Source organism: Enterobacter sp. 120016, assembly GCF_018383635.1.
Classification (GTDB): Bacteria; Pseudomonadota; Gammaproteobacteria; order Enterobacterales; family Enterobacteriaceae; genus Enterobacter; species Enterobacter asburiae_D.
The window spans coordinates 1-13038 of the sequence record NZ_JAHAWC010000007.1; the positions used below are offsets into that span (position 1 = coordinate 1).

Here is a 13038-nt window from a genome sequence, read left to right on the forward strand (position 1 = left end):
TGGTCCCACCTGACCCCATGCCGAACTCAGAAGTGAAACGCCGTAGCGCCGATGGTAGTGTGGGGTCTCCCCATGTGAGAGTAGGGAACTGCCAGACATCAAATAAGTGAAAAGGCCATCCGAAAGGATGGCCTTTTTGCGTTTATGCGCAGAAAAAACGGTAGGCCGGGTAAGGCGAAGCCGCCACCCGGCAGAGCAAACGACTAATGAATCACCTGCGACAGGAATGCTCGCGTGCGTTCTGACTTCGGATGCGCAAAGAACTCATCCGGCGGTGCCTGCTCAACAATCTCCCCGCGATCCATAAAGATCACCCGGTCGGCCACGGTTCGCGCAAACCCCATCTCATGCGTCACACACAGCATGGTCATACCGGATTGCGCCAGCCCAATCATGGTGTCCAGAACCTCTTTCACCATTTCCGGATCCAGGGCAGATGTTGGTTCATCAAACAGCATAATTTTCGGTTTCATGCACAGCGAACGGGCGATAGCCACACGCTGCTGTTGGCCACCCGATATCTGGCCAGGAAACTTATTGGCATGCTCTGCGATACGTACGCGCTCCAGGTAGTGCATGGCTAATGCCTCCGCTTCCTTTTTCGGCATCTTTCGTACCCAAATTGGCGCAAGCGTACAGTTCTGCAGAACGGTCAGGTGCGGAAACAGATTAAAGTGCTGAAATACCATTCCCACTTCCTGACGTACGCGTTCGATATTGCGGATATCTTCATTCAGCTCGATGCCATCAACCACAATGCGTCCTTGCTGATGTTCTTCAAGATGATTAATACAGCGAATGGTTGTGGATTTCCCGGATCCAGAAGGGCCGCAAAGGACAATGCGCTCTCCCTGCTTTACCTTAAGATTAATGTCCTTCAGGACATGAAATTGTCCGTACCATTTATTCACATTTTCCAGCGTAATCATCGCGTCGGCGGGTGTCATAGTTATTTGGCTCATAATTTCCTCAGTGCGGTGTACGCCCGGTGTTAAAGCGCTTTTCCAGATGCTGGCTATAGCGCGACATGCTAAAACAAAAGATCCAGTAGATCAGAGCTGCAAAGACATATCCTTCGGTGGACATACCCAGCCAGACAGGGTCAACGGTTGCCTGTTGCACGCTGCTAAAGAGATCGAACAATCCAATGATTATCACCAGGCTGGTATCCTTGAAGAGGGCAATGATCGTGTTGACCAGACCCGGGATGACCAGCTTGAGTGCCTGTGGAAGAATGACCAGTCCCTGCGTTTTCCAGTAACCGAGAGCCAGTGATTCCGCCGCTTCGTACTGGCCTTTAGGCAACGCTTGTAGCCCACCTCGCACAACTTCAGCGACATAGGCGGACTGGAAGAGAATCACCCCCACCAGGGCACGGATCAGCTTGTCGATGGTGGTACCTTCCGCCATAAACAGCGGCAGCATGACCGACGACATAAACAGAACGGTGATAAGCGGTACGCCGCGCCAGAACTCAATGAAGATAACGGAGAGCACGCGGACGATCGGCATTTTTGAACGCCGTCCCAGAGCCAGTAAAATCCCCCACGGTAGCGCACCGGCTATCCCCACTGAAGCGATAATCAGCGTCAGCGTCAGGCCGCCCCACTGGCGTGTTTCAACGCGTTCCAGCCCCAGGAAACCGCCATACAACAGTGCCCAGACAATAATTGGATAAACCACTGCCCAGGCGGCAATATAGCGTCCACGATGAGGCAGCTTTTTCCAGAACATGGCCGCGATAGAAAGCAGGCCGATAACCAGCGCCAGATTAATCCGCCAGCGCTGTTCATGGGGATACAATCCATACATAAACTGGCCGAAGCGCTCATGAATAAACACCCAGCAGGCGCCGGCCTTTGTGCAGTCTGCTCGGGTTGAACCGACCCAGTTGGCCTGTAAAAACGCCCAGTTCAGCAGGGGAGGAATCAATTCCCACATGAGCCACAGGCAGACAATCGTCAGCAGGCTGTTACTCCAGCTGGAGAACAGATTCTTACGCGCCCAGAGAATGAAACGTCCACCTGTCGAGTTGGCAGGGCGCGAGGAGTGCGACAGTATCGCTTTTGTCATCATAGATCCTTAGCGCTCGACCAGTGCTATACGACGGTTATAAAGGTTCATCAGCAGTGAAATCACCAGGCTGATGATCAGATAGACAGACATCGTGATGGCGATGGTTTCAATGGCTTGTCCGGTCTGGTTAAGCACGGTTCCGGCGAAGAGTGACACCATATCCGGGTAGCCAATGGCAGCGGCCAGCGACGAGTTTTTGACAATATTGAGATACTGGCTGGTCAGGGGCGGAATGATGACCCGTAAAGCCTGCGGAATGATGACCTGGCGAAGCGTCACGGTATGGGGTAATCCCAGTGAGCGTGCCGCCTCGTGCTGTCCATAAGGTACGGCCTGTATCCCCGCACGGATAATCTCTGCGATAAACGCGGACGTATAAATCGACAGCGCCAGCGTCAGGGCTGCCAGCTCGGGAATTAATACCATCCCGCCCTGAAAGTTAAAGCCCCGCAGATGTGGAATGTCCCAGTGCAGCGCGGCCCCAAACAGCCAGTGTGCGATCAGCGGCAGGCTAACGATCAGGACGACTGCCGTGGGCCAGGTTCTACGGAGCTGACCGGTTTTGATCTGATGCTTGCGGTTAAAACGGAATACCCCAGCAGAGAGAGCAAGCGCTATCGCAATCGCGCCGATGAAAGCGTACAGGCCTTCACCCACCAGGGGAGAGGGGATGGACAACCCACGGTTACTCAGGAAAAACAGCTCAAACGCGTCGACGGCCTGGCGGGGACCGGGAAGGTTACGCAGTACGGCGAAATACCAGAAGAATATCTGCAGGAGCGGGGGGATATTGCGGAACGTCTCAATATAAACAGTCGATAGTTTCCGCAGGAGCCAGTTTTCAGAAAGACGCGCCAGGCCAATAAAGAAGCCCAGTATCGACGCGAAGACGATACAAAGCGCCGATACCAACAGCGTATTCAGTAAACCGACTACGAACACGCGTCCGTACGTGTCACCTTCCTGGTAATCAATAAGGTGCTGAACAATACCAAACCCCGCGCTGCGATCTAAAAACGCGAAACCGGAAGTAATGCCGCGATTATTCAGGTTGGTGATGGTGTTATGGATGAGATACACGGCGATGAGAACAACCGCAACAATAGCAATAATCTGGAATAGCCAGGCGCGGACCGCGGGATGAGAAAAGGATAGCGATCCTTTTACGGCTGAGCGGCGATGGGACATAAAGAAACCTCAGTAACCATGACTCTGGAGTGGGCACTGCCTGAGCAGTGCCCGTTACAGCTATGACTTAACGTACTGGTGGCGCGTACTGAATACCGCCGTTGTTCCAGAGATTGTTCTGGCCGCGTTTGATCTTCAGCGGGCTTTCCGATCCCACGTTGCGCTCAAAGATCTCAGAGTAGTTGCCCACCTGTTTGATGATGTTGTAAGCCCACTTGTTATCCAGCTTCAGATCCTTGCCGAAATCACCTTCTTTACCGAGCAGGTGTGCCATATCCGGGTTGGATGGCTTAGCAGCTTTCTCATCAACGTTTTTAGAGTTGATGCCCATCTCTTCTGCGTTCAGCATGGCAAACAGCGTCCAGCGAACAATGGAGAACCAGTCTTCATCGCCGCGACGAACGACGGGGCCGAGAGGTTCTTTGGAGATTACTTCTGGCAGGACAATCCACTCTGCCGGGTTGCTCAGCTTAATACGTAAGGCATACAGCTGTGACTGGTCAGAGGCCAGCGTGTCGCAACGGCCGGATTCCAGCGCTTTGGCCGATTCATCCGAGCGGTCGAATGTCACCGGGGTGTATTTCATGTTGTTTGCTTTGAAATAATCCGCGACGTTCAGCTCGGTATCGGTGCCCGCCTGGATACAAACGGTGGCACCATCCAGTTCTTTGGCGCTTTTCAGACCGGCTTTATTGTGGGTCAGGAAGCCGATGCCGTCATAATAGGTCACGCCCGTAAATGACATCCCCATGCCTGCATCGCGGGAGGAAGTCCAGGTGGTATTACGGGAGAGCATGTCGACCTCGCCGGACTGCAGCGCCGTAAAGCGTTCTTTCGCCGTCAGCGGGGTGTATTTTACTTTGCTGTCATCGCCAAAAACGGCGGCTGCAACGCCACGGCAGACATCTACATCAATACCGGTAAATTTGCCGTTCGCATCGGCATAAGAGAAGCCAGGCAAACCGTCACTGATACCACATTGAACAAAACCTTTCTTTTTAACGGCATCCAGTGTCGTTCCCGCATGGGCTTGACCGGCTACGGCAAACAACATGCCTGCAGCGGCCAGGCTGGCTATCATCGTCTTTTTCATAATGCATCCTGTGTGGCGAAATTTATCGTTATAGAGGCGTTTTTAAACGCTTAACCTGTCTGTGGCTTTGGCCAACGTTTATAAAGCAAACGTAATGCCAGTTTTGCGTTCGACAAAATAAGAGACGAGTGAACGCTTAATGCTGAGTGTAGACAGGCTTAAATAAAACGAGCGCCCCGAAACGGTGCGAAATTACAACCTGTGCCACAAATCGGAGCAAAAGTTTTGAGTCGGGTCAGGAAAAAGAAGAGATAGTTTCCGGGGTGAATATTGGCAGGGTATTCAATAATATTAATGTGTGAAAATCATCACGATAGAATAAGTAATTTGAATGAGTATGCGAAAAAGTTGTGACTAACTTCAGGCTTGTATTAATTACGTGAATAAATACGGGGCTATTTTTTTACTTATTTGAAAATACTGCACTCATTAAAAGCAAAAGCGCGGGCAGAGCCGCGCTTTCTGAACAGATGTTACTTCGTCAGAGCAACAATACCCAGCGTCAAACCCGCTACTGCGGCAGCACCGCCGGCGATAGCACCCGCAGTCTCCCAGTTATCCTGGGTGGTGCCCTTCATACAGGTATTGGTATGAACCAGTCGGCCCTGGTCGTCGTAAACCGGTACACATGGAGAGTCGTGCGCGCAACCAGCAAGCAGCGCAGCGAGAAGTGCAACGGAAATGAATCTTTTCATGATGTTACCTCAGTATTATTTCTCATCCGCCATAAAGCCAGGAGGGCTATTAACGAACTGGAGGTTATTTTACCACCGGGGTAAGTCCTCGTTACACGAGGAATAATCTCAAATTATGTAGTTTGTAAAAATCGTGGAGAAAAGTCGGTTTCAGGAGGAATTAATGGAGACATTATGAAGATGTAAGGGGCTGTTTTTACTTAATGCAAATCATCATGTTTAAACACTGCCTTTATGTAAAGCCTAATTTATTGTTTATGTTAAAAATAAAAAAAGGCACCAGAGGTGCCTTTTCAGGGGAACATTACTCTTTATGGTGAGTAAACCGTCGCCGAACAACCACAAAGAAGACGGGCACGAAGAAAATCGCCAAAAGCGTTGCGGAAAGCATTCCCCCCATAACCCCCGTACCGACGGCATTTTGGGCGCCGCTTCCGGCCCCGGTGCTGATCACCAGCGGCATGACGCCAAGGATAAAGGCCAGGGACGTCATCAGGATCGGTCGAAGGCGCATCCTGGAAGCTTCCAGCGTGGCTTCAATAATGCCTTTGCCTTCTTTATCCATCAGGTCTTTAGCAAATTCGACGATCAGGATGGCGTTTTTCGCCGATAAACCAATCGTCGTCAGCAGGCCGACCTGGAAATAGACGTCATTATTCAACCCGCGCAGCGACGCTGCGAGAAGCGCCCCAATGACCCCCAGTGGGACAACCAGCATAACGGAGAACGGAATGGACCAGCTTTCATACAGCGCTGCCAGACACAGGAACACCACGATCAGTGAAATGGCGTACAGTGCAGGCGCCTGGTTACCCGAGAGCCGCTCCTGATAAGACATCCCCGTCCAGTCATAGCCGATGCCAGAAGGCAGTTTTGCCGCGAGACTTTCCATCATAACCATGGCCTCACCGGTACTTTTACCCGGGGCTGATTCACCCAGGATCTCCATAGAGGGCATCCCGTTATAGCGCTCCAGGCGAGGTGAACCATAGACCCAGTGAGCGTTGCTGAAGGCTGAGAACGGGACCATTTCCCCATTCGCGCTGCGCACGTAAAGGTTGTTAATATCGCCTGGCAACATACGGAATTTTGCGTCGGCCTGTACGTAGACCTTTTTCACGCGGCCATGATCGATAAAGTCGTTCACATAGGTACCACCTAAGGCCGTCGAAATCGTCTGGTTGACGTCAGAAAGACTGACGCCCAGCGCCTGCGCTTTCTCTTGATCGACATCCAGCTTGAACTGAGGCGTATCTTCAAGACCGTTAGGACGCACGCGAACCAGCAGGTCAGGGTGCTCTTTCACCATGCTGAGCAGTTGGTTACGCGCCTGCGTCAGCTGGGTGTGCCCCAGGTTAGCCTGATCGATCAATTCAAAGTCGAAGCCCGTGGCGGTACCCAGCTCAATAATTGCAGGCAGGTTAAACGGGAACACAAGGCCATCTTTAATCTGACTGAAGGCTTTCGTCGCGCGACCCACAATGGCTTCGACGCCATTTTCCGACCCCGGGCGCTCCTCCCAGGGCTTCAGGCTGACGAATGCAATACCGGAGTTCTGACCCTGGCCGCTAAAGCTAAAGCCGTTTACGGTAAAGACGGATTCAACGTTCGCCTTCTCTTTGTTCAGATAGTAATCCTGAACCTGGTCGAGGACCTGCTGAGTACGCGTCTGGGTTGCACCTGCCGGGAGTTGAACCATCGTCATAAATACCCCCTGATCCTCTTCGGGCAGGAAGGAGGTGGGCAAGCGCAGGAAAAGCACCGCCATGCCACCGACAATAATGACGTACACCACCAGATAGCGCCCTGTCTTACGCAAAATACCGCTCACGCTGTTGCTGTAGTGCTCCACGCTTTTATCAAAGAGCGCATTAAACCAGCCGAAGAACCCCCCTTTTTTCTCATGTTGGTCGCCGGATACGGGCTTAAGCAACGTTGCACAGAGTGCGGGCGTCAGGATTAGCGCAACCAGTACGGACAAGGCCATAGCGGAAACGATAGTCAGCGAGAACTGGCGATAGATTGCCCCCGTCGAGCCGCCAAAAAAGGCCATCGGAATAAAGACCGCCGAGAGCACCATGGCGATCCCCACCAGTGCGCCCTGGATCTGCTCCATCGACTTCTGCGTGGCCTCTTTCGGCGGCAGCTTGTCCTCGACCATGACACGCTCAACGTTTTCAACGACCACGATAGCGTCATCGACCAGCAGACCTATCGCCAACACCATGCCGAACATCGTCAGGGTATTAATGGAGAAACCAAACGCCGCCAGAACCGCGAAGGTACCCAGCAGAACGACCGGCACCGCGATAGTCGGGATGAGGGTCGCGCGCAGGTTTTGCAGGAACAGGTACATGACCAGGAAGACGAGAACGATCGCTTCAAACAGGGTCTTCACCACTTCGTGGATGGAGATTTTCACGAAAGGCGTGGTGTCATAGGGATAGACAACTTTCAGCCCCTGTGGGAAGAACTGCTGCAGCTGTGCCAGCTTGCTTTTGATGGCTGCCGCAGTGTCCAGCGCATTTGCCCCGGTTGCCAGCTTAATCCCCAGGCCGGTTGCCGCCTGCCCGTTGATTTTAGTGACCATGTTGTAGTTTTCGCCACCCAGCTCAATGCGAGCCACGTCCTTCAGATGAACCATCGAGCCGTCCTGGTTCACCTTAAGCGTCACGCGGCCAAACTCCTCCGGTGATTTCAGACGAGTTTGCGCGATGATCGAGGCATTCAGCTGCTGCCCTGGAATGGACGGCGTTCCGCCCAGCTGGCCTGCCGCTATCTGATCGTTCTGGGTTTTCAACTGGTTGATAATATCCAGCGGCGTCAGCTGGTATTTGTTCATCGCGTTGCTGTCGAGCCAGATGCGCATCGCATACTGAGCGCCAAACAGCTGAACGTCACCGACACCAGACGTTCGGCTGATGGCATCTTTGACGTTTGAGGCGACATAGTCAGAGATGTCGTTCTGCGTGAGGCTTTTGTTGTCTGAAACAAAACCGGCGACCAGCAGGAAGCTGCTGCTGGATTTCTCTACGCCAATCCCTTGCTGCTGAACCTCTTGCGGTAGCAGCGGCATGGCGAGCTGCAGCTTGTTCTGCACCTGCACCTGAGCGATGTCCGGGTCGGTTCCTGACTCGAAGGTCAGGGTGATGGTGACGTTACCCGCTGAATCGCTGGTGGAGGACATATACATCAGGTTATCGATACCGTTCATGTTCTGTTCGATAACCTGGGTCACGGTATCCTGCACCGTTTGAGCGTCCGCTCCCGGGTAGGTCGCGGATATCGCCACGGCGGGAGGGGCAATGGTCGGATACTGTGCGACGGGAAGTTTGAGAATGGCCAGCCCGCCTGCAATCATCAAAATGATGGCAAGTACCCAGGCGAAAACCGGCCTCTGAATAAAGAAATTAGCCATGTCGTCGTCCCTTAACCGGCTGGAGTCGTGGTGGTATCCGGCGTGGCGACGACGGTTACCCCCGGTTTGACTTTCTGTAGCCCGCTGACAATCACGCGGTCACCGTTTTTCAGCCCTTCCGTCACCAGCCAGCGATCGCCAATTGCCTGAGGGGCCACGACGGTTCGCGGCTCAACCTGGTTTTTATCGTTCACCACCAGGACGGTTGCATCGCCTCGCGGCGTACGGGTCACGCCTTGCTGTGGAACCAGAATCGCGTCCGGCTGGGTGCCTTCATCAATGCGGGCGCGAACAAACATGCCGGGTAATAACAGATGCTGAGGGTTCGGGAAAATGGCGCGAAGGGTAATCGAGCCGGTACTTTCATCGACCGTGACGTCAGAGAACTGCAACGTGCCTTTCAGCGGATAGGGCTGCCCGTTCTCCATTAGCAGTTCAACGCTGCTGGCGGTATCGCCTTTTTGCAGACTCGTCTGTTTCAGGCGCATAAAATCATTACTGGACTGGGTGACATCGACATAAATCGGATCGAGCTGCTGGACCGTTGCCAGCGCTGCGGCCTGCCCATTCGTCACAAGCGCCCCTTCGGTCACGCTGGATTTCCCGATACGACCATCAACAGGAGAGGTCACTTTGGTGTAAGCAAGGTTGATACGTGCGCTTTCAACGCCGGCTTTTGCGGCCACCACGCTGGCATCTGCCTGCTGAGCCGTCGCCACGGCCTGGTCATACTCCTGCTTACTGACATATTGGGTGCCTACCAGCGGGAGATAACGTTTCACCGTCAGGTGCGCAATATTGGCCGCTGCCTGGGCCTTCGCCAGTTCGCCTTTCGCGCTGTCATAGGCTGCCTGATAGGTCGCGGGGTCAATCTGGTACAGTGACTCACCCGCTTTTACATCGCTACCTTCCGCAAAGTTGCGGCGAAGGATAATACCGCTAACCTGAGGACGAACCTCCGCAACGCGAAATGCATCTGTTCTGCCCGGGAGTTCAGTGGTGACAGCCAGAGGCGCGCTTTTCACAATATGCACGCTGACCTGAGGCGCCTGCAGGTGTTGTTGTTGATTTTCCTGACCATCGCATCCAGTGAGCAGTACCGCGCAGACAATGAAACCGGATAAGGGCAAGCGTCTGAAATGATTCGTCATTACTGTTCCTTTAAATACCCATTAACCGATATATGTCGCGAACCGGTAGCTGGGGCAGAGGGATAAAAAATAAAATGTAGCTGCGTATAATAATGAGGGTATTTAATGTTTTTTAATTTATAAGTGCGAATGACCATGCTTGTAGAAAAAAAATCAGAATCAGACCTGGTCCATTCGGGGATATACTTCAGGCATGTTAATCAGGTAAATGGGATTAATGTTGTCTAATTATTCACTTCATGAATTTAATTGATTCGATGTATTTGTATTAATTATAAATTAAGAGGGTTGACTTTTTTTGTGCAAAATTAAAACGGATTTTAGTGAATACTTACATTTGCATGAACGCAATATTACCTTTAAACCTTGTGAGTAACGGGTAGTTACCTATGGCGCGTAAAAAGAAAGAAGAGGCTCAACTAACCCGGCAGCAGCTGATTGAGGCGGCTATCGGACAGTTTGCGACGCGTGGCGTAGCCAGCACGACGCTGACGGATATCGCTGATGCTGCTAAGGTGACGCGCGGCGCGATCTATTGGCACTTCACCAGTAAATCTGAAATATTTAATGCCATCTGGGAACAGCAATTACCGCTTCGCGACATTATTCGCGACAGGCTTTCCCTTTCCGATAGCGACGACCCGTTGTTAAAACTTCGTGAGCAGTTTATTACCGCGCTGCAGTATATTGCCCATGAACCCCGGCAATGTGCGCTTTTACAAATTCTGTATCATAAGTGTGAATTTAGCAGTGATATGATTTCAGAGCGTGAAATCAGAAAGCGTATTGGATTCAATGATGACACGCTACGCGCCACGCTGGAGACCTGTATTTCGCGCAATATCATTTCGCCAAAGGTGAATGTTGATCTCACTTTGATTGTATTCCACGGTTTTTTTAGCGGAATAATTAAAAACTGGTTAATGAATAACGACAGTTTTAATCTTTATCAGCAGGCACCCGCTCTGGTCGATAGCATACTGGCGACACTTCCTGTCATTCGCGTGTCGCCTGATGAGGGGGCTTACAGCTCAGCGCCAGGTAACATCTCCCCTCGGGCACAAAGTGCTTCTATGGTCTGCGCGCTGGCGGGTTTACCTAACAGATAGCCCTGAAGGGTGTTACAGCCCAGCTCGGTTAAAAAGGCTTGCTGTGCTTCGGTTTCCACACCTTCTGCCACGACTTTCAGGTTAAGTGTTTTAGCGAGGGCCACGATCGCTGAGACAATAGTGGCATCCTCGCTTTCGCCGCTGAGCTCTTTCACAAACGCCCTGTCGATTTTCAATTCACAGGCCGGTAAGCGCTTGAGATACAGCAGGCTCGAATATCCGGTGCCAAAATCATCAATGGAGGCCTTCACGCCCGCATCCGTCAGCTCTGTCAGCACCCGTACGCTCTCATCCGGGTTGCTCATCGCCGTGGTTTCCGTCACTTCGAGGATCAACATTTCCGGTGGTACATGGTGAAGTGCCAGGCAGTCGAGAACCGTTTTAACCAGCGAAGGTTGTTCAAACTGCAGTGTCGACAGGTTTACCGCCATTGACCAGCTTTGATGCCCCTGAAGATGCCATTCCCGCAGCTGGCGACAGGCTTCATTAATCACCCAGTTGCCAATGGGGATGATCAGCCCCGTTTTTTCCGCCAGCGGCAGAAAAAGTTCTGGCGTCAGTAACCCCTGCTTAGGATGCTGCCAGCGCAATAGCGCCTCGAATCCGAGAACAGGACCTGCGGGAGCATGAAATTTTGGCTGATACAGCAGGCGCAGCTCATTGCGATCGATCGCCATCCACAGATCGTTCATTAGCTGGAGATGGGTCTGCGCCAGGGTGTTCATGGAGGGCTGGAAAAAGTGGTAACCGTTACGGCCCATATGCTTCGTGTGATACATCGCCGCGTCGGCGTTAAACATCAGCTCACGCTCGGTTTTACCGTCGTGAGGATACAGCGCGATACCAATGCTGAGGGTCACCACCAGTTCATAGGGGCCGAGATTGAACGGGCTATCGATCGCGCGGACCAGCGAATTCGCCAGCGATGCCGCGTCGTCCGGGCCTTCCCCCTCTGCCAGCAGAACAAACTCATCACCGCCGATACGTGCAAGGGTGAACTGGCCTTTCAGGAGAAGCAGCAGACGCTGCGTAACGGCGACCAGCAGCCTGTCACCGACATCATGGCCGTAGGCGTCATTGATGGCTTTAAAGCCGTCGAGATCCATGAACATCAGGGCAAAATGGTTCCCTTCACGATCGGCTTTGCTGATGGCCTGATCGAGTCTGTCTTCCAGCAGGATACGGTTGGGCAGACGCGTCAGGGTATCGTGCAGCGCCAGTTGAGCGAGTTCCCGGTTAGCTTCTGCCAGCGACGAAGCCAGAAGGGCGGTACGTGCCTGAAGGCGGGCATCCAGCATCGACACCAGCAGGGTGATCCCAAGAATAGAGAGCGCGACGACGCTGACCAGTACCGCCAGCCAGCTCCCGTTAATCCCCTCATGATGAACCATTGTGGACATGGGAAACTGCGCCGCTTTCATCCCGGCATAGTGCATACCGGCAATGGCAATCCCCATCGTGATGGCGGCCCCCATGCGCATCAGCACGACCTGCGCGGCTTCGCGACGCAGGCGGAAGGTCAGCCATAATGCTGCGAGCGAAGCGGCAAGCGCAATCACGACCGAAATGGCCACCCAGACCTTGTCCCAGATAATCCCCGGCATCACTTCCAGCGCCGCCATGCCGGTGTAATGCATAGCAACAATACCGCTCCCCATCACCAGCGCGCCGGGCAGCAGTCGGCGCAAGCGTAATTGCTCGCAGCTCACGAGCCATAGCGCAAACAGCGACGAACCCACGGCGATAGCCATGGATAACACCGTCAGGGTGGCGTTGTAGCTCATGCTCATGGAGAGGTCCATCGCCAGCATGCCGATGAAATGCATGGCCCACACGCCAATACCCATTGCAATACCGCCTCCAGCCAGCCAGACGCGGGTAGCGACGCCCTCACTCCCGGCGACGCGTGCAGCCATGTTCAGCGCGGTATACGCAGCAAGGATGGCAACAACAAAGGAGAGGACAACAAGGATATGGTTGTATTGGCTGACCAGCATGGACGGTTCTACTCGAGTGTGGGGTTACGCTAGAGCGGTTGAGAAGGGCGAGACATTATCACCGTCAGGTAATGGCTCAAAGGGATTTAAATCCCCGTTTTTAGTGGGTAATAACGGGGTGACTTGCGCAATCGGACGGTTAGTCGAGCTCTGAGCAGTTCACGAGTTTCAGCGGATTGACGGAGTTCATATTGCGACACTTATCGGTTTCGGTGCTCATCAGTTCAATCCACTGCATCAGGAGTGCATCGAAAAGGAGAACGGAGATTGCAAAGACAACCAGCCACCAGTATTTACGAATCATTGTGTCA

At 53.0% G+C, this 13038-nt stretch carries 10 protein-coding genes and 1 rRNA gene; 2 read left to right on the top strand and 9 right to left on the bottom strand.

The genetic code is table 11. From position 1 onward, the window contains the following. A 5S ribosomal RNA gene (gene rrf / locus KIF87_RS11815) occupies positions 1-97 on the top strand; the annotation flags it as partial. Between the two features lie 106 nt (positions 98-203). Here the strand turns inward: rrf and KIF87_RS11820 are convergent. From KIF87_RS11820 to KIF87_RS11850, 7 genes are all read right to left on the bottom strand, one after another. Beyond that, entirely contained in the window at positions 204-962 is a 759-nt protein-coding gene (locus KIF87_RS11820) for an amino acid ABC transporter ATP-binding protein (protein WP_014171880.1), read from the bottom strand. A gap of 7 nt (positions 963-969) precedes the next feature. Next, a complete protein-coding gene (locus KIF87_RS11825) occupies positions 970-2073 on the bottom strand; it encodes an amino acid ABC transporter permease (RefSeq protein WP_213328940.1) in 1104 nt (367 codons plus the stop codon). A 9-nt stretch (positions 2074-2082) separates the two neighbouring features. Then, positions 2083-3264: an amino acid ABC transporter permease gene (locus KIF87_RS11830; protein WP_213328833.1), complete on the bottom strand. Its 1182-nt coding sequence runs from the start codon at positions 3262-3264 to the stop codon at positions 2083-2085. Between the two features lie 67 nt (positions 3265-3331). Further along, complete coding sequence (locus KIF87_RS11835; RefSeq protein WP_023333654.1) at positions 3332-4357, bottom strand: amino acid ABC transporter substrate-binding protein; 1026 nt, start codon at positions 4355-4357, stop codon at positions 3332-3334. A 473-nt stretch (positions 4358-4830) separates the two neighbouring features. Beyond that, on the bottom strand, positions 4831-5052 hold the full coding sequence (locus tag KIF87_RS11840) for a lipoprotein (RefSeq protein ID WP_008502867.1): 222 nt from the start codon (positions 5050-5052) through the stop codon (positions 4831-4833). Positions 5053-5356: 304 nt separating this feature from the next. Then, positions 5357-8470: an efflux RND transporter permease subunit gene (locus KIF87_RS11845; protein WP_213328834.1), complete on the bottom strand. Its 3114-nt coding sequence runs from the start codon at positions 8468-8470 to the stop codon at positions 5357-5359. A gap of 11 nt (positions 8471-8481) precedes the next feature. Then, positions 8482-9621 (bottom strand): efflux RND transporter periplasmic adaptor subunit, encoded by a 1140-nt coding sequence (locus KIF87_RS11850; RefSeq protein WP_213328835.1) that lies wholly within the window; start codon positions 9619-9621, stop codon positions 8482-8484. A gap of 389 nt (positions 9622-10010) precedes the next feature. On the opposite strand from KIF87_RS11850, the gene envR reads away from it, so the two are divergent. Beyond that, complete coding sequence (gene envR / locus KIF87_RS11855; RefSeq protein ID WP_213328836.1) at positions 10011-10730, top strand: acrEF/envCD operon transcriptional regulator; 720 nt, start codon at positions 10011-10013, stop codon at positions 10728-10730. Here envR and KIF87_RS11860 read toward each other — a convergent pair. Together KIF87_RS11860 and KIF87_RS11865 are read right to left on the bottom strand one after the other, a co-directional pair. Further along, positions 10646-12727: a putative bifunctional diguanylate cyclase/phosphodiesterase gene (locus KIF87_RS11860; protein ID WP_213328837.1), complete on the bottom strand. Its 2082-nt coding sequence runs from the start codon at positions 12725-12727 to the stop codon at positions 10646-10648. The two genes, envR and KIF87_RS11860, sit on opposite strands and share 85 nt — an antisense overlap. A 139-nt stretch (positions 12728-12866) precedes the next feature. After that, positions 12867-13031 (bottom strand): DUF2556 family protein, encoded by a 165-nt coding sequence (locus tag KIF87_RS11865; RefSeq protein ID WP_193941273.1) that lies wholly within the window; start codon positions 13029-13031, stop codon positions 12867-12869. Positions 13032-13038: the final 7 nt, after the last annotated feature.